The sequence below is a fragment of the Falsiroseomonas sp. genome, assembly GCF_051859025.1.
In the GTDB taxonomy this organism is placed as follows: domain Bacteria; phylum Pseudomonadota; class Alphaproteobacteria; order Acetobacterales; family Acetobacteraceae; genus Falsiroseomonas.
This window is the reverse complement of the sequence record NZ_JBHYGL010000005.1, coordinates 18,626-37,658: the sequence shown is the minus strand read 5'-3', so window position 1 is coordinate 37,658 and position 19,033 is coordinate 18,626. Positions and strand designations below refer to the sequence as shown.

Genomic DNA, 19,033 nt, shown 5'->3' with positions numbered 1-19,033 from the left:
ATCAGGTGGGCGGATGCGCCGCCCACCAATGCCGCGCGATATCTGCCCGCCGCGCGACCCACACCTCGTCCCGATGCTTCGCCACATGCGCGAGGAAGCGCTGCAGCGCCCGCGCGCGCCCGGGGCGCCCCACCAGACGGCAATGCAGCCCGACCGACATCATCTTGGGACTCCCCGCCCGCCCTTCTTCCAGCAGCAGGTCGAAGGCGTCGCGCAGATGGCGCTCGAACCCATCCGGATCGCCGAAGCCCGGCGGCACCGCGAACTTCATGTCGTTGTTGTCGAGGGTGTAGGGGATCACCAGCACCTTCTTCCCCTCCACATCGACGTAATGCGGCAGGTCGTCATCGTAGCTGTCGCTGTCGTAGAGGAACCCGCCATGCCGCGCGACCAACCGGCGCGTCATCGGACTGAACCGCCCCGTGTACCAGCCCACCGGCGGCGTCCCCGTCAGCCGCGCGATGGTCTCCACGCAGCGATTGATGTGCTCGACCTCCTCGGCCTCGCTCATGGCGTGGTAGTCGAACCAGCGCCAGGCGTGGGAGGCGACTTCATGCCCCGCCTCCGCGAAGGCGCGCGCAACATCAGGGTTCAGTTCCAGCGCGCGGCCCACGCCGTAGACCGTGAAGTTCAGCCCCTGCTGCGCGAACAGCCGCATCACCCGCCACACGCCGGCCCGCGCGCCGTAGTCGAACTGCGTCTCCGTGCTGCGGTTGCGTTCGCCGACCGTGGGCGACCCGCCCGGCACCTCATGCAGGTACAATTCGCTACCTGAGTCGCCGTTCAGCACGGTGTTCTCGCCGCCCTCCTCGTAGTTGAGCACGAAGGACAGCGCGAGCTTCGCACCCCCCGGCCATTTCGGGTCAGGCGGGTTGGCGCCATAGCCGCGGAGGTCGCGGGGATAGCCGGAGCCGTCATCGGGGAAGCGGATGTCTGTCATGCCGGAACAGTGACAAGCACCGCCCCAGTCGGTCAATCGCGGCAGACAAAGGGCACGAAGCTGCTCGCGGTACCTGCATTCATCGCCGCGATGGTCATGACATCCGCCAGGGCGATCTCCTGGGGAGACCGCGGGCACACATCCCGCGTCCGGCAGCCGGAAGTGAGGAAGGCCTCATGCCGCGCCAGGAATTCCTCGGACAGGCCGACGCGCCCGAAGCGCGCCAGCGCCTCCGGCCACACCTGGCTGTAGCGGCTGCATTTCTCGGCGGTCCAGTCGCCGGATTGCGCGGCGGCCGGCGCCGCCAGCAGCACCAGCAGCATCGCCAGCCGGATCACCGCGGCACCACCGGCACCGCGACCTCGTTCCGCCGCAGCGCCGGGATGGTCCAGGGCGGATCGTAGAACCAGGCCACTGCATCGCCGGCGGCCACCCAGCGCGTCGCCGGCAGCGCCGCTTCCAGCCGGCGGCGCGCCTCCGCCACCGCTTCCGGGCTCGGCAGGCCGGAGAAGCGCTGTACCGCCACCGTCTCCGCCGGCACCTCCACCACCGTCACGCGCGCATCCAGCGGCGCCGGCGGGTCGCGGAGCGAGGCGGGCAGGAAGAAGCGGATTCGATAGCCCCCCGGCGTCGCAGCCTGCGCCACCGGCGCGGTCATCGCGATCCGCATCGAATCCTGCGCCACCGGCGCCGTCATCGCGATCCGCGCGGAACCGCGATTGCCCCCGAAGATGTAGCGGGCGAGGCGGGAGAAGCCCTCGCTCCGCGCCGCCTCCTCAGGCCCCGGCACCACCGTCTCCGCTGCCAGGCGCGGCGCGTAGCGGCGGAACTCCAGCCCCGCCTCGGTGCCCAGCGCCTCGAAGCGCGGCTCCTCCGTCCCCGACCTCACGCCGAAGACCGAGCAGGCGGAAAGGGCGAGCGTAGAGGCCAGGGCTGCGACGTGCTTGAGCATGGAAGCATGGCTATCACCCCGGCCTGGCCATCGCGAGCCAATCCGGCCGGGGTCACGCGCTTGCGAGGGCGGCGGCCAGCCCCACCGGCGGGCTCGCCAGCGGCTGGCGGCCGCGCGCCATCGCGACCGCGCCCGCCATGGAGGCCTGCGCCAGCGCGACCTCGGCCGCCCCTTCGGCGAAGGCAGCCTCCGCAGCCTCCGCCACCAGGCGGTGATATCCCTTCACATCGCCACCGCGGAAGGCAGTCCAGGCGCCGGGCACCAGCCGCACCTCCAGCGTCGCGCCATGCCGCGCCGCCGGCCCTTCGAACACCTTGCGGCTCGGCTCCATGGTCGTCTCCACGGCGCAGAGCACCACCACGCGCCCGCCGCCCTTGGTCGCCGCTTCCGCCAGCGCCGCATCCACCCGCAGCACCGGCACCGTGGCGCGGGCCAGCGCCACCCCCGGCCCGACCGTGGAACAGGTCAGCAGCACCGCATCCACGCCCGGCCCGGCGAGCGCCTCCAGCGCCCGCGCCGTGCGCGCCGCGATCGCGTCCGTCAGACCACCCGCTGCTTCCGCGTCCTTCAGCAGCGACTCATTCACCGTATGGCGCAGCACGACGCCCGGCGGGCAGGCCGCGTCGAAGACGGCGACGTTGCTGGCCGCGGTGTGCAGGCAGGCGATGGTGCGCATTCCAGTTTCCCCCATGAACGCAAAAGGGGCGGCGGGTTGCCCCGCCGCCCCCCCGAGACGGCGTTTCCGCCAGCCTCAGTTCTTCGCCTTGTCCACCAGTTGGTTCTTCTTGATCCAGGGCATCATGCCGCGGAGCTTCTCGCCCACTTCCTCGATCGGGTGTTCGGCCAGGCGGCGACGCGTCGCCTTGAAGGACGCCTGGTTCACCTTGTTCTCCAGCATCCAGTCGCGCGCGAACTTGCCGGACTGGATGTCGTTGAGAACGCGCTTCATCTCGGCCTTGGTCTCGGACGTGATGATGCGCGGCCCGGTCACATACTCGCCGTACTCGGCGGTGTTGGAGATCGAGTAGTTCATGTTGGCGATGCCGCCCTCGTAGATGAGGTCGACGATCAGCTTCACCTCGTGCAGGCACTCGAAATAGGCCATCTCGGGGGCGTAGCCGGCTTCCACCAGCGTCTCGAAGCCCGCCTTGATGAGCTCGACCAGGCCACCGCAGAGGACAACCTGCTCGCCGAACAGGTCGGTCTCGCATTCCTCCTTGAAGGTCGTCTCGATCACGCCCGAACGCCCGCCACCAATGGCGGAGGCATAGGAGAGCGCGATCTCGAGTGCATTGCCCGAGGGGTTCTGGTGAACGGCCACGAGGCAGGGCACGCCGCCGCCCTTCTGGTATTCGCCGCGCACCGTGTGGCCGGGGCCCTTCGGCGCGATCATGAACACGTCGATGTCGGCGCGGGGGTCGAGCAGGTTGAAATGCACGTTCAGGCCATGCGCGAAGGCCAGCGCGGCGCCGGGCTTCATGTTGGCGTGCAGGTGGTCCCGGTACAGGTCGCCCTGCAGCTCGTCCGGCGTCAGCACCATGACCACATCGGCCCACTTGGCCGCATCGGCGGGCGTCATCACCTTGAAGCCGGCGGCTTCCGCCTTGGTCCAGGACCCGCCCGGGCGCAGCCCGATGACGACATCGGCCACGCCGCTGTCGCGCATGTTCTGGGCATGGGCATGGCCCTGGCTGCCGAAGCCGATGACCGCGACCTTCTTGGCCTTGATCAGGTTCACGTCCGCATCGCGGTCATAATAAACGCGCATTATCAGGCTGTCCTTCTAGCTAACCCGGGTCTCGGGTCTGTGATGCACCAATTCATGGATGAACCCAAGCTTCCGCGCCACGGGGGCAGACAGGACGAACGGGTATAGGTCCGGCGTCCCCATGCTGCGGTTGATCTCGTTCATCGCCACCGTCAGCGGCGTCCATGCCGCGAGGATGTCGTCCATGCCAACGCGGTAGGGATTGAAATCCATCTCCGCCTCCAGCACGCCTTCCCGGTCAAGCAGAGGGCGGATTCGAAGGCCCACGCTCGACGCCGTCTCCAGGCTGTCCACCATGTGCAGGTAATGGGCGAAGCATTCGGCCCAATCCTCATGCGCATGCGCGGCCGCATAGGCGGAGATGTAGTCACCCCGCCAATCATCATTGGCACCGCGCGCGTAATGCGCCTGCAGCGCCGCCCCGTAGTCCAGGCTCTCATCGCCGAACAACTCGCGGAATTCCGCGGTGCGCCCGGCGCGTTCCACCAGCACGATGAAGTACCAGTGCCCGACCTCGTGGCGCATATGGCCGAGCAGCGTGCGGTACGGCTCGTTCATCAGCCCGCGGCGCTTCTCCCGTTCCGCATCATCGGCTTCCCGCAGCGCGATGGTGATGTGCCCCTCGTCATGCCCCGTCATCGCCGGCTGCCCATCGACATCCGCGAGGAAGGAGAACCGCAGCTCGGAGGTCTGGTAGGGCAGACCCAGCCGATCCAGCGTGTAGAGCAGCCGGCGCTTTGCCGCCTCCAGCTTGCGCCACAGCGGCAAATTCTCCGCCACCGTCAGATCCGGCACCACATCATTGTGGCGGCAGGACGGGCAGTAGCTCTCCGTGTCATCCGCCGCGAGGCGCCAATTGCACGCCTCCTGCGCCGCATTGGCGCAGGGCTTCCATTCCAGACGGTCCAGCAGGGCGGTGACGCCATCGGCCTCGAAGGCGGACAGAAGGCCGTGCCGGGGCAGGAACCCCAGCGCCGATCCGCACTGCTCGCAGGAGGTGTTCTCGAAATGCAGCAGGTTTCCGCACTTCTGGCAGCTGAAAAGGCGCATGGCTCGGGCTCCGCGGTCGGTTCGCACAGCGAACGGCGAGAGGCCCAGCAAGGTTTCAGCCCATCAGTGCCGACGTGCCGCGCGCGATCGCGACGGCGCCGGTGCGGGAGATCTCCTTCAGCCCGATCGGCCGCATCAACGCGCAGAAGGCGTCGATCTTGTCGGCGTTGCCCGTCATCTCGAAGACGAAGCTCTCCGTCGTCGCGTCCACGACGCGCGCCCGGAAGGCATCCGCCAGCCGCAGCGCCTCCACCCGGTGATCCCCCGTCCCCACCACCTTGATGAGGGCGAGTTCGCGAACGAGGTGCGGACCCTCCATCGTCAGGTCGCTCACCTTGTGCACCGGCACCAGGCGGTCGAGCTGCGCCTTGATCTGCTCGATCACCATCTCGGTGCCGGAGGTCACGACGGTGATGCGGGACAGCCGGCCCTCGGCGTCCACGGGCGCGACCGTCAGGCTGTCGATGTTGTAGCCGCGGCCGGAGAACAGGCCGATGACGCGGGCCAGCACGCCGGCCTCGTTCTCGACCAGCACCGCAATGGTGGCGGCGCGCATGGCGGTTCCGTTGATGTCGGGCATGGGATTCGATCTTGGTCAGGAGATGGAAAGGCGGGGCGCACCAGGCGCCCCGCGGCGGCGGCGCGACGAAGGCTCAGACGAGGACCTTGCCCTCATCCGTCACGCCGGCGACGCCACCTTCCTGCCCCGGGCCGAGGATCATCTCGTTATGCGCGGCGCCCGAGGGGATCATCGGGAAGCAGTTCTCGTCCTTCGCCACCGCGATGTCCGCGATCACGGGCCGATCCGTCGCCAGCATCTCCCGGATCACGTCATCCAGCTGGTCCGCATTCGTCGCGCGCAGGCCCACACCATGGAAGCTCTCGGCCAGCTTCACGAAGTCCGGCAGCGCAGCCGAATAGCTCTCCGAATACCGGCCGCCATGCAGCAGTTCCTGCCACTGGCGCACCATCCCCATGTATTCGTTGTTGAGGATGAACACCTTCACCGGCAGCCGGTACTGCGCCAGCGTCGCCATCTCCTGGATGTTCATCAGGATCGAGGCCTCGCCGGCGATGTCGATGACCAGCGCGTCGGGATGCGCGATCTGCACGCCCATTGCCGCCGGCAGGCCGTAGCCCATGGTGCCGAGCCCGCCGGAGGTCATCCAGCGGTTCGGCTTCTCGAAGCCGAAATACTGCGCGGCCCACATCTGGTGCTGTCCAACCTCGGTCGTGATGTAGGTCTCACGCCCCGATTCCTGCGTGATCTCGTACAGCCGCTTCACCGCATGCTGCGGCTTGATGATCTTGCCCTGCTGCACGTAGCGCAGGCAGTCCTTCGCGCGCCATTCCTCGATCTGGCGCCACCAGGTTGCCAGCGCCTCCCGGTCCTGGACGGTCGTGTCTTCCTTCCAGGCCTGGATCATCGCCGCCAGGATGCGCCCCGCATCGCCGACGATCGGCACGTCCACCTTGACGTTCTTGTTGATGGAGGAAGGATCGATATCCGCGTGGATCTTCTTCGAACCCGGGGAGAAGTGGGACAGCTTCCCCGTCACCCGGTCATCGAAGCGCGCACCCATGTTCAGCATGACGTCGCAGCCATGCATCACGAGGTTCGCCTCGTAGGTCCCGTGCATGCCCAGCATGCCGATGAACTGCTTGTCCTGCGACGGGAAGGCGCCAAGGCCCATCAGCGTGTTCGTGCAGGGGAAGCCCGTCATATGCACGAATTCGGTCAGCAGGCGGGACGCTTCCGGCCCCGCATTGATCACGCCGCCGCCGGCATAGACCACCGGCTTCTTCGACGCCTTCAGCAGCGCCACCGCCTTGCGGATCTGGCCCATATCGGGCTCCGCCTGCGGGCGGTAGGACCGGTGCGGCTGGCTGGCGGGCGGCGCCTCGGCATAGGGCGCCTTGTTGATGAGGATGTCCTTCGGCAGGTCGATGACGACCGGCCCCGGGCGGCCGCTGCGCGCCACGTGGAAGGCCTCATGCACCACCCGCGCCAGGTCTTCGGACCGCTTCACCAGGTAATTGTGCTTGGTGGCCGGCCGCGTGATGCCGGTGGTGTCGGCTTCCTGGAAGGCGTCGTTGCCGATCAGGTGCGTCGGCACCTGGCCCGTCAGGCAGACCAGCGGGATGCTGTCCATCAGCGCGTCCAGCAGGCCCGTCACCGCATTGGTGGCGCCGGGGCCGGAGGTGACGAGCACGCAGCCCACCTTCCCCGTGGACCGCGCATAGCCTTCCGCCGCATGCACCGCGGCCTGTTCGTGCCGCACCAGGATGTGGCGGATGGCGTTCTGCTGGAAGATCGCGTCGTAGATCGGCAGGACGGCGCCGCCGGGATAGCCGAAGATGACCTCGACGCCCTGATCCTTCAGCGCGCGGAGGACGACCTCCGCACCCGACATCGTCAGGGGCGTTGCGTCGGCGTGCTGGATGGTGGCGGACATGGGGTGCTCGGCTTTCCTGTGTCTTCGGGGCACCGGCATGGCTGCGCCCCGCCGGTCGCGGTCATCTACCCCCCCGATTCACCTCCGTCAACGCGCCGATCAACAAAAGCGATAATTTTTGCCAGTTCACATTCCGAAAGTTGCTCAAGACCCTCGCATCGCGCATGGATGCTATGCGCATGCGCCGGGGGCGCCAGCGCATGGTGCCGGAACCAGGTCGCCTGCCGCTTGGTGTATTGCCCCGTATTGAGGATCGCCCGCGTGGACGCCGCGTCCAGCGACATCCGCCCCGCCAGATGCGCCAGCAGTTCCGGCACCCCATGCGCCCGCATCGCCGGCAGCGCGGGGTCGAGGCCCTGCGCGCCCAGCGCCCGCACCTCCTCCACCGCGCCCGCGCGCAGCATCGCCTGCCAGCGCCGCCGGATCGCATCCCGCAGCGCTGGCCGCGGCGGGTCCAGCATGATCGACGCGAACCGCCAGGGCGCCGGGGTCGCCCCCCCCTCCCGCTGCCAGGAGCGCAGCCCGCGCCCCGTCCCCGTCACCACCTCATAGGCCCGGGACAGGCGCTGGCTGTCGGAAGGCCGCAGCGCCGCCGCCGTCTCCGGGTCCAGCGCCGCCAGCCTGGCATGCAGTGCCGCCGGGCCCTCCGCCTCCAGAAGTCGTCGCGCCTCCGCCCGCGCCTCCGCCGGCACCGCCGGGACCTCCGCCAGCCCTTCGGTCAGCGACAGGAAGTACAGGCCCGTCCCCCCGCAGAGGATCGGCACCCGCCCTGCCGCCCGCGCTTCCTCCATCGCCGCCAGCGCTTGCCCGCGCCACCAGGCGACGGTCCCGGCCTCCGCCGCTGGCCGCACACCGTAAAGGGCATGCGGCACCACCGCTTCCTCCTCCGCCGTCGGGCGCGCCGTCAGCACGCGAAGCTCACGGTAGACCTGCATCGAATCGGCGTTGATGACGGTGCCGCGGAGGCGCTGCGCCAGGCCCAGCGCCAGCGCGGTCTTGCCGCTCGCGGTGGGGCCGGCGACGATGAGGGCAGCAGGCAGGGATTGCGTTGTCATACCGCTGATGTTGCACAGCCCGGGCGCCAATGGCATGGGGCGCCCCGCATGCCCCATATCCTGACCCTGATCGCCGCCCCCGGCGCTCTCGATCCCGCCCTGGTTTCCAAGGTCCGCGGCGCGCTCGATGCGCTCGGCGCCGCCCCCGGCACGCCAGATTGGCTGGCGGAGCGCGAGGCCGTGGACATCCCCTTCGCGGATGCCGCCGCCGAACAGGCCGCCGCCGCCGCGCGCGCGGTGCTGGCCGGCGCACCCGTCGACGCCATCGCCACCCCCGCGGAGGGCCGCCGCAAGCGGCTCCTCGTCGCCGACATGGACAGCACCATCGTCACCAGCGAAACGCTGGACGAGATCGCCGCCTATGCCGGGCTGAAGGAGAAGATCGCGGAGATCACCCGCCGCTCCATGAACGGCGAACTCGATTTCCACCAGGCGCTGGTGGAACGCGTCGGCATGCTCGCCGGCCTCGATGTCTCGGCGCTGGAAGCCACCTGGGCCGAGACGGCGATGATGCCCGGCGCCGCCGAACTCGTCGCCACCATGCGCGCCAACGGGGCCATTTGCTGCCTGGCCTCCGGCGGCTTCACCTTCTTTACCGGCCGCGTGGCGGCAAAGCTCGGCTTCCACCACCACGTCTCGAACGTGCTGCTGATCGAGGACGGCAAGCTGACGGGGAAGGTCGTGGAGCCCGTCTTCGACCGCAACGCGAAGCTCTCCACCCTCAAGCAGCTCGCCACCGACAACGGCCTGGCCCTGGCGGCGACGCTCGCCGTGGGGGATGGGGCGAATGACCTCGATATGATCCAGGCCGCGGGGCTGGGCGTCGCCTATCGCGCAAAGCCCGTCGTGGCGGCGTCGGCGCGGGCGCGGGTGGACCATACCGACCTGCTGGCGCTGCTCTACATGCAGGGGTATCGGCGCGCGGAATTCGTCGGCGGCGCCTGAAACGAATAAGGGGAGGGCGCTGCCCTCCCCTTACCCCATCCGCCAGGGGCGAACCGCCCCTGGACCGTCATCAGTAGAAGGTCAGCCCGGGGCGCCGGGGGGGCGCGCCGGCGTCAGGCGCAAGGGAACCCAGCGCTGGCCCTGGGGGCCCTCGATCAGCAGCAGCGCCGTCGCCCGGTTCTGGCGGCGCAGGCGCTCCAGCCGCTCCTGCACCTCCTGCGGCGTGTTCACCCGCTCCTGCTGCACCTCGACGATCACATCGCCAGGCCGCAGTTCACGCTCCGCCGCCGTGCTGCCGGGCGAGACCTCGGTGATCACCACGCCCCGGCTCTCCGCCCGCAGGCTGAAACGCTCCCGCGCCTCCGGCGTGATCGGGCCGACCCGCAGGCCGAGGCCCGAAAGCTCCAGCGTCTGCGGCCGCGCCGCCGGCGCCGGGGTCGCCGCCGCCTGCTGCGCCTCGGACGGCAATTCGGCCACCGTGACGGTCACAGTGCGCTCCGCCCCGTCGCGCCACACCACCACCGGCACGGAATTGCCGACATTGGTATCGGCCACGATGCGCGGCAGGTTGCGCATCTCCCGCACCTCGGTCCCATTGAAGCGCAGGATCACGTCGCCGGCCTGGATGCCGCCGGCCGCGGCCGGGCCGCCTTCCTGGGCACGGGCCACCAGCGCGCCCCGCGCGCCGCCGCGGATGCCGAGGCTTTCCGCGATCTCATCCGTCACCTGCTGGATGTTCACGCCCAGCCAGCCGCGCCGCACCCGCCCCTGTTCCCGCAGCTGGTTCGCGATGTTCCGCGCCAGGTTGGACGGGATGGAGAAGCCGATGCCGATCGACCCGCCGGAGGGCGAATAGATCGCCGTGTTGATGCCGATCACCTCCCCCGCCAGGTTGAAAAGCGGGCCGCCGGAATTGCCGCGGTTGATGGCGGCATCCGTCTGGATGAAGTCGTCATAGAGCCCCTGGCGGATGTCACGGCCGCGGGCGGAGACGATGCCCGCCGTCACGGACCCGCCGAGGCCGAAGGGATTGCCGATCGCCAGCACCCAGTCGCCGACCAGCGCCGTGTCGCTGTCCCCGAAGGACACCGAAGGCAGCGGCCGTTCCGGGCGCACGCGCAGCACGGCGACATCGGTCCGCGGGTCGGTGCCGACCAGCTCGGCGCGCAGCGTCGTGTTGTCCTGCAGAACGACGTTGATCTCATCGGCGCCGTCGATGACGTGATTGTTCGTCACCACGATGCCCGAGGGATCGATGATGAAGCCGGATCCCAGCGACTGGGCGCGCCGCTGGGGCTGCTGCTGCTGCGGCTGGTTGGGCCGGCCCTGCTGGCCGGGCGGGCGGTTCCGCTCCAGGAAGTCGCGGAAGAATTCCTCGAAGGGGCTGCCGGGGGGCGCCTGGGGCGTATCCGGTGCATCCGGCCGCTGCGCGCGGCCGGGGGAACCCGCGGCCTGGGTGGTCTGGATGTTGACCACCGCCGGCAGCAGCCGCTGCGCCAGGGGGGCGAAGGATGAAGGCGCCCCTGGCGGTGGAATCTGGGCATGGGCCGGGGCGGGTGACAGCGCCGCGAAGGGTGCGGCGATGGCCGCGGCCATCAGAAGGGGGGCAAAGCGCACGGGCGGCACCTTTTCTCAGATCGGACCGACAGGGTGGGCGCGGACGCCCGATACGGCAGATTGGGCGCGGGCGCCCTGCACCGCAACATTGGCATGCCATGCCGGGATCGGAAGGCCGGCCATCAACACGAAGTGTCTCGGCATCGGCCACCCCCGCCGTGGCGGGGGTGGGATGGGGGGCCGCCATGGCCCCCCGCCCCGTCACCGCGGGGTCTGCGGCGTCAGCGGCGCGCCGACCGAAGGCATGCTCTCCCGGAAGAAGCGGAAGAACTCGCTGTCCGGGGAAAGCAGCAGCCTCGTCTCGCCCTCGCTGAACGCCTCCCGGTAGGCCTGCATGGTCCGCCAGAACTGGAAGAACTGGGGATCGCGCTGGAAGGCATCGGCGAAGATGCGGATCGCCTCCTGCTCGCCCTGGCCGCGCAGGATGTCGGCGCTCGCCTGGCCCTCGGCCAGCAGCACCGTGCGTTCGCGGTCGGCGCCGGCGCGCACGCGCACCGCCACCTCCGCACCCTCGGCGCGGGCCTCGCGGGCCACGCGCTCACGCTCGGACTGCATCCGGTTGAGGATGGCCTGCGTGTTCTCCTCCGGCAGGTCGGCGCGGCGGATGCGCACATCCGTCACCTCGATCCCGAAGCGGCGGGCTTCCTCGTTCACCTGGCGCCGGATCTCACCCATGATGCGGGTGCGGTCCGTGGACAGCACGCTCAGCAGGGGCTCGTTGCCCAGCACGCGGCGCAGCGCGGAGGTGACGATGGAGTTCAGCCGTGCCCGGATGCCGGCTTCCGCCGCGCCTGCGGTCTGGAAGAACAGCAGCGGATCGACCACGCGGTAGCGGGTGAAGCTGTCCACGATCAGGCGGCGCTGGTCGCCAAGGATGACTTCTTCGCCCTGCGCGTCGTAGTCCAGCAGGCGGCGGTCGAAGGTGATGACGTTGTCCACGATGGGCAGCTTCATCTGCAGCCCGGGTTCGCGGATCACGCGCACCGGCTCGCCGAGCCGGGTGATCAGCACCTGCTGCGTCTGATGCACCGTGAACAGGGTGGAGGAAGCCACCACCAGGCCGATGGCGGCGATGACCGCCAGGATAAGGGCGCGGTTCATCGGGGCACTCCGGCCGGACGGTTGTTGCCGAAGCCCTGGCCGGGCGCCGGCTGGGGCTGGGGCTGCTGGGGCGCGGCCTGCTGGCGCATCACCTGCGGCACGGCACCCGCCACGCCACGGCCCTGGTCGCCCAGGTTCAGTAGCGGCACGACGCCCTGCAGCCGGTCATCCACGATGACCTTCGGATTGCGGCGGAGGATTTCCTCCATCGTCTCCAGGTACATGCGGCGAACCGTCACGTCCTGCGCCGCCTGGTAGGCGGTCAGGACCGAGATGAAGCGACCTGCCTCGCCTCGTGCGCGGGCGATCTGGCTTTCGCGGAAGCCCTCGGCCTCCTGCACCAGGCGCTCGGCCTCGCCTCGGGCGCGGGGGATGATGTCGTTGCGGTAGCTCTCGGCCTCGTTGCGGGCGCGTTCGCGGTCCGCATTGGCGCGCTGCACGTCGCGGAAGGCATCGACCACCGTCGCCGGCGGGTCAACCTTCTGCAACTGCACCTGCGTCACTTCGATGCCCGCGCGGTACTGGTCCATGATGGCCTGGGTGCCGCGGCGGACCTCCTGCTCGATCTGGGCGCGCGCCTCGGTCAGGGCGGGCTGGATCGGCGTGCGGCCGATCACCTCACGCATCACGCTCTCGGCCGCGGACTTCACCGTGGCTTCCGTGTTGCGGGTGTTGAACAGGAACTCGGCGACATCGCGGATCTGCCAGAAGACGGCGAAATCGATGTCGATGATGTTCTCGTCGCCCGTCAGCATCAGGCTTTCTTCGAGCACGTCGCGCGAGGGGACCACGCGCGCCGCCTGGCCCGCATCGGCGGGGGCGCGGAAGCCGACATCGACGCGGTTGATGCGCGTGACGCGGGGCTTGGTCACGGTCTCCACCGGCCATGGAATCGCATAGCCCCAGCCCGGCGGGGTGGTGCGGTTGAAGGCGCCGAAGCGCATCACCACGCCCTGCTCGTCCGGCTGCACCCGGTAGAAGCCGGAGGCCCCCCAGATGCCCACCAGCACCACGCCGATCAGCGCGAGCCCCATGCCCCCGCCGCCGCGCGGCAGGTAGCGGCGCACGGCATCCTGCGCCTGGCGAATCACGTCATCCAGGTCAGGCCCGCCGCCGCCGCCGCGGCCACCGCCGCCACCGCCGCCGCCCTGGCCCCCGCCCGAAGGCGGCTGCGGCGCCCCCCATGGCCCGCCCGGCCTGGGATTTCCCCAGGGGCTGGGTCCGCCGCTGTTGTTCCACGCCATCGGGGTTTAGGCCTCCTCCAGTACGGGCAAGACATGTGCCACGTCCCTTCCCGGCAAGGGAGGGGTGCAGCGGTCGCGTCGTCGGTCCATATGGGGGCCATATGGGGGCCGCGCCGGTTCAGGTCGACCCGGTCTTATAGACGCCGGGCCAACCTGCACGGGCATCCGTTACGCGGTAAACCGCACAACGGGGCCGACTTGGCCGGCGCGATATCGGATGGAACAGGGGGTTTTTCAAGCGATGGGCGAGATGCTGGAACAGGCGGTGCGCACCGCACTGCGATCGGTGCGCGACCCCGTGACCGGCCAGGACGTGGTCAGCGCCGGCATGGTGGATGGTCTCGCGGTCAAATCGGGCATGGTCCAATTCGCCATCCAGGTGCCCCGCGACCGGGCACGGGAGAGTGAGCCGCTGCGCGCCGCCGCCGAACGCGCCGCCGCCGCCGTGCCCGGCGTGCTGTCCGCCACCGTGGTGCTGACGGCCCATCGGGCGGAACCGGCGAAGCCGGCCGCGCAACCTCACGCCCACGGGACCCACGCCCATGGTCCCGCCGCCAAGGCACCCGCCGGCCAGGGCCCCATGCTGCTGCCCGATGTCGGCGCCATCATCGCGGTGGCCTCCGGCAAGGGCGGCGTCGGCAAATCCACCACCGCGGTCAATCTGGCCGTCGCGCTGGCCATGCAGGGCCTCAAGGTCGGGCTGCTGGACGCCGACATCTACGGCCCCTCCCTGCCCCAGATGCTCGGCACCCATGAACGCCCCCGGGCGGAGGGCAGCCGCATCATCCCGCTCAGTCGCTGGGGGCTGAAGGCCATGTCCATCGGCTTCCTGGTGGAGCAGGAGACGCCGATGATCTGGCGCGGACCCATGGTGATGGGCGCGCTGGAACAGCTGATGGGCCAGGTCGAATGGGGTGCGCTCGACGTCATGGTGGTGGACATGCCCCCCGGCACCGGCGACGCGCAGCTGACGATGAGCCAGCGCGTCCCCCTCGCCGGCGCCGTCATCGTCTCCACCCCCCAGGACGTGGCGCTGATCGATGCCCGCCGCGGCGTCCGGATGTTCGAGAAGGTGAACGTCCCCGTCCTCGGCCTGATCGAGAATATGAGCTTCTTCTGCTGCCCGTCTTGCGGCCACCGCACCGACATCTTCGGCCATGGCGGCGCGAAGGCGGAGGCGACGCGACTCGGCGTGGAGTTCCTCGGTGAATTGCCGCTGAAGCTCGCCATCCGCGAACTGGCCGATGCCGGCACCCCGATCGTCGCCGCCCGGCCCGATTCGGAGGAAGCCGCCGCCTACCAGCGCATCGCGACCAGGCTGCGGGAGAAGCTGGCCGAACGCGCGGGCGCCGGGCCCAAGATCGTCATCGACTGATCGTCATCGACTGAACGGTCAGCGGCGCGCCAGCAGCGCGTCCGTCTCCGCCCCGGTCGGCATGGCACTCGCCGCGCCGGGGCGGGTGCAGGCGATGGCGGCGGCGGCGGAGGCGCGCCGCATCGCCGCATCCAGCGGCAGGCCGCGATCGAGTGCCGAGGCCAGCACCCCGCACCAGCAATCCCCCGCCCCCGTGGTATCCACCGGCTTCACCGGGAAGGCGGGGTAGCGGAACAGCCCCGCGGCGGTCGCGGCCGTCACGCCCGATTCCCCCATGGTCAGCGCCACATCGGTGCCGAGCGCCGCGCGGATCGCCGCAGCATCTGGCGCGGTGCCCAGCCGGCGGGCGACCATCATCGCCTCATGCTCATTCACCACCAGCAGGTCGAGCGCCGCCAGGATGTCCCGCGGCAGGTCGGCCGCCGCCGGCGCCAGGTTCAGGATCACCCGCGCGCCGCGCGCCCGCGCCCGCATGACGGCCACCGCCACCTCGGCCGGGGGCACTTCCATCTGCAGCAGCAGGACCGCGCCGGGGCGCAGCATCGTGTCCTCGATCTGCTGCGCGCTGGCCAGCAAATTGGCGCCGCTGCCCACCGCGATCTGGTTGCCGCCATCGGGGCCGACACAGACCGCCGCGCAGGCCGTCGGCGCGCGCACGGTCGCCAGGCGCGAGAGATCCACCCCCGCGCCCCGCAGCCCCCCCAGCGCGATATCGGCCATCGCATCCGCGCCCACGGCGCCGACGAAAATCGTCCGAGCCCCGTCCCGCGCCGCCGCCACCGCCTGGTTGGCCCCCTTGCCGCCCGGCAGCGCCCGGTAGCCCGGCCCCAGCACCGTGTGCCCGGGGCGAGGCAGTTCCGGCAGGGCGAAGACCAGATCCGCGGTGACGGAGCCGAAGACGATGACGGTCATGCCGCGAACATTCCCCCCGTGCGTGCGCGGTCATAGAGCAACGCGATCAGCGCCTCGAAGGCCGGCGCGACCTCCCGCGCCGGGTTCATCCGGCCGAGTGTCTGTTCCTCCCGGATGCCGGCATGGCGCCAATGCCCGGTGCCGATCACGCCCTGCATCATCCCCTGGGCGCGGTCGCAGGCCATGGCGAAGCGGGCCTCCTTCGTCTCGCCCTCCTCGAACTCCTCCCACAGCGCGCGCAGACGTTGGCCGAGGTCGGGCGGCAGCACGCCGAAGACCACATCCGCCGCCGCCTTCTCCCGCGCGGCCTGGGTCAGCAGGTGGGCCTCGTCATAGGCGAAGGTGTCGCCGGCCTCGATCTCCACCAGGTCATGCGCCGCGATCATCGCCAGCACATGGCCGAGGTCCGGCTTGTCCTCCACCTCCCCATGCAGCAGCACGGCAACGAGGGCGACATTCCAGCAATGCTCGGCGCTGTTCTCGTTCCGGTCGGTGCCATCGGGGCCCCGGGTGCGCCCCCGGCGTTCGACATGCTTGAGGCGATCGGCCAGCGCCATGAAGTCGAGCAGCGCCGCGGTGCGGTCGGGGGTCATCGGTCGTTCCTTGTCACCGGGGCCCTAGGTTAACGGGGCCCTACGTTACCGGGGCGCCGTCCAGCGGCCGAGCAGGAAGCCGAACAGCACCGCCCCGCCCAGCAGCGCGACGATCTCCCCGAACAGCGCATGGGCCACCGGCAGGCCGATGGTCACCAGCGCCACCAGCAGCGCCACCTTCCACCAGCGATGCAGCCAGGCGAAGCGCGGGGTACGCCCGGCAGCCTTCCTCCCTGGCTTCGCGCCCCGCTTCGCGGCAGCGCTACTCGCCACGCCCCAATGTCTCCATCAACTCGCGCCATTCGCGCTTGGACAGGCCCGACCCCGCCTGCTCCACCGCCTCCCCCGCCAGCATCCGGCGGAGGATGCCGAGCATCTGGGCGGAAAGCGTGACGGCGCCCAGGCGGTAATCCCGGAAGGCGCCGGCCGCGATCGGCACCCAGGCCTCCGCCATCGTCATCATCGCCTCCGCATAGACGCGGATCTCGTACTGCGCATGGGCATCGGCGCGCAGCGACAGGAAGTGGAAGAGGTTATGGAGGTCCGTCTTCCAGTACCATTGCGTGTAGGCGTTCAGCGTCAGGTTCATCCGCGCGAGTTCGCGCGCCAGGCCCTGCCGCCCGGGATCGGCGGGCTGCCCGCCCTCATCCTCGTTCAGCATCTCGATGTAGTGGTCATAGTTGCGGGTCGCATCTTCCCGCAGCAGCTCCAGCACCCGCGCGGCTTCCTCGCCCTGCAGCACGTCGCCCCGCCCCTGGCGGTTCATCGCGGATTGCGCGGCCAAATGTTCCGGCGCCGGGATGTAGAATTCCCGGTCCAGGATCGAGTAGCGGGCGCTGTATTCGTTCACATTCGCGGTGCGATGACGGATCCATTGCCGCGCCACGAAGATCGGCAGCTTCACATGGAACTTGATCTCGCACATCTCGAAAGGGGTCGAGTGCCTGTGCCGCATGAGGTAGCGGATCAGGCCCTTGTCCTCATTCGCCGCCCTTGTGCCGCGGCCATAGGACACGCGCGCCGCCTGCACGATCGCGGCATCGTCGCCCATGTAGTCGATGACGCGGACGAAGCCGTGGTCCAGCACCGGCACGGCGTGGAACAGCATCGCCTCCAGCGCCGGCACCGTCGGCCGCAGCGTCCGGCCCTCCGCGGCGCGCGCGGCATCGATTTCCTGCTGCTGTTCCGCTGTCAGCGCCATGCGGCCCGAGTCCCATCCGTCAAAAGGCTCGCCAGATAGCCTGAACGCGGGGCGAAAGGCACCCCTCGCATCCGGCGCAGCGATGCCCTATATGTGCCGCGTCGGCTTGCCGACTATGGCGATAAACACGGTTCGGAATAAGCGTTGCGGACCCGGGGGCAGTGCCCGGCGCCTCCACCATCCTCTCCTCCGGCTTCGGTCGGGGTGGAAACCATGGGGGCGAAACAGCTTCGACGCGCGTAGTAAAGGGATCGCTTTTGCCCGGCATTGTACCGCCGTTATCGGGCTAAATCCTCAAGTGCGAACGATAACAGCCGTGAGGCTGTCGCACTCGCTGCCTAACAGGTAAGCGCGGTTCGGGGGGCACCGGGCAACAGAAGCCCCCCACTTTCCTCTATCATCGCCGGCGCCTCTTTCCCGACCAGCGGCGTCATCTTATGGTTGTATGCGAAGGGGTGCACCCATGAGCGACGACGCCCGCCCTGCCCAGGGCCAGATTCCCTACGAACGCTGGACGGACGACGCGCTCCGCGAAGTCGTTGCGCGGTCACTCGACCTCGCCGGCGCGCAGGGCCTGCCGGGGGAACATCATTTCTACATCACCTTCCGCACGGATCATCCGGGCACCCGGGTGCCTGGCCACCTGAAGGCCAAGTACCCGCAGGAAATGACGGTGGTGCTGCAGCATCAGTTCGAGGCGCTGATCGTCGATCGCGCCGCGGGCTTCTTCTCCGTCCGCCTGTATTTCGGCGGCGTGGCCTCCACGCTGGTGGTGCCCTTCGCCGCGCTGACCGGCTTCGCCGACCCCTCCGTCCGCTACGGCCTGCGCTTCCAGCCGCAAATGGACGCCGCGGCGGCCCCGGTCGCGGAAGCCGTGCCGGCGCCCGCCGCCGCCCCGGCTGCCCCAGCGACGCCGGAAGCGCCCGCCCAGGTCGTCAGCCTCGACGCGTTTCGTCGCCGGCCGGCGCGGGATTGATCGCCACGCTTTCAGCCTGACCTCGATGGCAACGTCACACGCAGACCACACGAGCCTTCGCACCGAAATACGCGATGGAGTCGACGTGAATGCCATCCAGGATCCAGTAGTTGATTGCCACGGCGGAAAGCGGCCCCAATAAGGGAACAAAGCCTACCAGCGCCTTCGCAATCATCTTGGCCGCGAATTTCGCGCCGAGCTTCGCGGTGACCTTCTGCTCGATCTTCTTCTCAAGAGCCATCACCGCGGCTGGGCCCAGTCGCGCAGTCACGCCCCGCACCGACGAGGCCAAGTCGTCTTTCCTGCCATAGACTTCACGCAACGTAAGCTCGACCTGGGCACGGTGCTCGCCCCGCCAGGCAAAGAACAGGAGGTAGTCCTCTTCCTCGAGGAGCCGTGGGCAGGCACGTTCGCGCGCGACGATGGCACCATTTCCATAAATCATTTCATCAATGGTCGAATACACGTACAAGGTATCGGCCAGAAGCCCAACAAGATGAGCCGCCGGAACCGCATTTGCTAATAATCCGACCCCCATGCTCGTCCCGACATTGGCACTCCACCACGACGATGCTGTCTGATCTTTCGTCGTTTGAGCCCAACTGTCAGAGAACGACTTGGCGCAGCCCGCAAGCATCACGCAGACCAGCACCGCCAAAAGTGCCCTCGGCATCGCCTGAGCCTCCCCACACCACACCGCAATAATTAAACATCGGAAACGAAACAGGGAGAAGCATCCCGGTCGTCCTCAGGGCGACTGTCCGGGTTCTGCCGCATGTCCACAGAAACCCGCACCTCGCCAGGCATTCGCCCTCTCGACCACCACCGTTGGCGGCAGGCGCCCGCTG

Annotated in this window: 20 protein-coding genes and 1 other RNA gene; 4 read left to right on the top strand and 17 right to left on the bottom strand. The window is 69.4% G+C overall.

Annotation, left to right across the window (positions count from 1 at the left end; all coding sequences use genetic code 11):
- Position 1: 1 nt before the first annotated feature.
- The 9 genes from puuE to miaA all read right to left on the bottom strand — a co-directional run bounded on the left by puuE (position 2) and on the right by miaA (position 8,221).
- The gene (puuE, locus tag ACTIE5_RS07815; protein WP_439549133.1) at positions 2 to 940 is read right to left on the bottom strand and encodes an allantoinase PuuE; all 939 of its coding nucleotides are present in this window, start codon (positions 938 to 940) and stop codon (positions 2 to 4) included.
- A 32-nt stretch (positions 941 to 972) separates the two neighbouring features.
- Positions 973 to 1,278: a hypothetical protein gene (locus ACTIE5_RS07810; protein WP_439549132.1), complete on the bottom strand. Its 306-nt coding sequence runs from the start codon at positions 1,276 to 1,278 to the stop codon at positions 973 to 975.
- Positions 1,275 to 1,892, bottom strand: a complete 618-nt coding sequence (locus ACTIE5_RS07805; protein ID WP_439549131.1) for an SOUL family heme-binding protein — start codon at positions 1,890 to 1,892, stop codon at positions 1,275 to 1,277. The genes ACTIE5_RS07810 and ACTIE5_RS07805 overlap by 4 nt, the downstream gene beginning before the upstream one ends.
- 52 nt (positions 1,893 to 1,944) lie before the next feature.
- On the bottom strand, positions 1,945 to 2,568 hold the full coding sequence (locus ACTIE5_RS07800) for an aspartate/glutamate racemase family protein (protein ID WP_439549130.1): 624 nt from the start codon (positions 2,566 to 2,568) through the stop codon (positions 1,945 to 1,947).
- Between the two features lie 75 nt (positions 2,569 to 2,643).
- Complete coding sequence (gene ilvC, locus ACTIE5_RS07795; RefSeq protein ID WP_439549129.1) at positions 2,644 to 3,660, bottom strand: ketol-acid reductoisomerase; 1,017 nt, start codon at positions 3,658 to 3,660, stop codon at positions 2,644 to 2,646.
- Positions 3,661 to 3,675: 15 nt separating this feature from the next.
- Positions 3,676 to 4,710, bottom strand: coding sequence for a zinc-binding metallopeptidase family protein (locus tag ACTIE5_RS07790; RefSeq protein ID WP_439549128.1), 1,035 nt, complete (start codon positions 4,708 to 4,710; stop codon positions 3,676 to 3,678).
- A gap of 55 nt (positions 4,711 to 4,765) precedes the next feature.
- Positions 4,766 to 5,290, bottom strand: coding sequence for an acetolactate synthase small subunit (gene ilvN, locus ACTIE5_RS07785; protein WP_439549127.1), 525 nt, complete (start codon positions 5,288 to 5,290; stop codon positions 4,766 to 4,768).
- A 73-nt stretch (positions 5,291 to 5,363) separates the two neighbouring features.
- Positions 5,364 to 7,166 (bottom strand): acetolactate synthase 3 large subunit, encoded by a 1,803-nt coding sequence (locus ACTIE5_RS07780; protein WP_439549126.1) that lies wholly within the window; start codon positions 7,164 to 7,166, stop codon positions 5,364 to 5,366.
- A gap of 65 nt (positions 7,167 to 7,231) precedes the next feature.
- On the bottom strand, positions 7,232 to 8,221 hold the full coding sequence (gene miaA, locus ACTIE5_RS07775; RefSeq protein WP_439549125.1) for a tRNA (adenosine(37)-N6)-dimethylallyltransferase MiaA: 990 nt from the start codon (positions 8,219 to 8,221) through the stop codon (positions 7,232 to 7,234).
- 48 nt (positions 8,222 to 8,269) lie between these two features.
- On the opposite strand from miaA, the gene serB reads away from it, so the two are divergent.
- Complete coding sequence (gene serB, locus ACTIE5_RS07770) at positions 8,270 to 9,166, top strand: phosphoserine phosphatase SerB (protein WP_439549124.1); 897 nt, start codon at positions 8,270 to 8,272, stop codon at positions 9,164 to 9,166.
- Positions 9,167 to 9,247: 81 nt separating this feature from the next.
- Here serB and ACTIE5_RS07765 read toward each other — a convergent pair whose 3' ends face one another.
- The 3 genes from ACTIE5_RS07765 to hflK all read right to left on the bottom strand — a co-directional run bounded on the left by ACTIE5_RS07765 (position 9,248) and on the right by hflK (position 12,975).
- Complete coding sequence (locus ACTIE5_RS07765; protein WP_439549123.1) at positions 9,248 to 10,783, bottom strand: DegQ family serine endoprotease; 1,536 nt, start codon at positions 10,781 to 10,783, stop codon at positions 9,248 to 9,250.
- A 201-nt stretch (positions 10,784 to 10,984) separates the two neighbouring features.
- The gene (gene hflC / locus ACTIE5_RS07760; RefSeq protein WP_439549122.1) at positions 10,985 to 11,884 is read right to left on the bottom strand and encodes a protease modulator HflC; all 900 of its coding nucleotides are present in this window, start codon (positions 11,882 to 11,884) and stop codon (positions 10,985 to 10,987) included.
- Positions 11,881 to 12,975 (bottom strand): FtsH protease activity modulator HflK, encoded by a 1,095-nt coding sequence (hflK, locus tag ACTIE5_RS07755; protein ID WP_439549121.1) that lies wholly within the window; start codon positions 12,973 to 12,975, stop codon positions 11,881 to 11,883. The genes hflC and hflK overlap by 4 nt, the downstream gene beginning before the upstream one ends.
- A 394-nt stretch (positions 12,976 to 13,369) precedes the next feature.
- Here hflK and ACTIE5_RS07750 point away from each other — a divergent pair, with 394 nt between their 5' ends.
- A complete protein-coding gene (locus tag ACTIE5_RS07750; RefSeq protein WP_439549120.1) occupies positions 13,370 to 14,503 on the top strand; it encodes an Mrp/NBP35 family ATP-binding protein in 1,134 nt (377 codons plus the stop codon).
- 18 nt (positions 14,504 to 14,521) lie between these two features.
- Here ACTIE5_RS07750 and ACTIE5_RS07745 read toward each other — a convergent pair whose 3' ends face one another.
- From ACTIE5_RS07745 to thyX, 4 genes are read right to left on the bottom strand one after another with little or no spacing between them, the layout of a single operon-like run.
- The gene (locus ACTIE5_RS07745) at positions 14,522 to 15,415 is read right to left on the bottom strand and encodes a ribokinase (RefSeq protein WP_439549119.1); all 894 of its coding nucleotides are present in this window, start codon (positions 15,413 to 15,415) and stop codon (positions 14,522 to 14,524) included.
- Complete coding sequence (locus ACTIE5_RS07740; protein ID WP_439549118.1) at positions 15,412 to 16,008, bottom strand: HD domain-containing protein; 597 nt, start codon at positions 16,006 to 16,008, stop codon at positions 15,412 to 15,414. Before ACTIE5_RS07740 ends, ACTIE5_RS07745 begins: the two co-directional genes overlap by 4 nt.
- A 45-nt stretch (positions 16,009 to 16,053) precedes the next feature.
- The gene (locus ACTIE5_RS07735; RefSeq protein ID WP_439549117.1) at positions 16,054 to 16,281 is read right to left on the bottom strand and encodes a hypothetical protein; all 228 of its coding nucleotides are present in this window, start codon (positions 16,279 to 16,281) and stop codon (positions 16,054 to 16,056) included.
- Positions 16,271 to 17,209: an FAD-dependent thymidylate synthase gene (thyX, locus tag ACTIE5_RS07730; RefSeq protein ID WP_439549116.1), complete on the bottom strand. Its 939-nt coding sequence runs from the start codon at positions 17,207 to 17,209 to the stop codon at positions 16,271 to 16,273. Before thyX ends, ACTIE5_RS07735 begins: the two co-directional genes overlap by 11 nt.
- A 61-nt stretch (positions 17,210 to 17,270) precedes the next feature.
- Here thyX and ssrA point away from each other — a divergent pair.
- Positions 17,271 to 17,598: a transfer-messenger RNA gene (ssrA, locus tag ACTIE5_RS07725) on the top strand.
- Positions 17,599 to 17,672: 74 nt separating this feature from the next.
- Entirely contained in the window at positions 17,673 to 18,185 is a 513-nt protein-coding gene (locus ACTIE5_RS07720; protein ID WP_439549115.1) for an SspB family protein, read from the top strand.
- 34 nt (positions 18,186 to 18,219) lie between these two features.
- Here ACTIE5_RS07720 and ACTIE5_RS07715 read toward each other — a convergent pair whose 3' ends face one another.
- The gene (locus ACTIE5_RS07715; protein ID WP_439549114.1) at positions 18,220 to 18,858 is read right to left on the bottom strand and encodes a hypothetical protein; all 639 of its coding nucleotides are present in this window, start codon (positions 18,856 to 18,858) and stop codon (positions 18,220 to 18,222) included.
- Between the last annotated feature and the right edge of the window lie 175 nt (positions 18,859 to 19,033).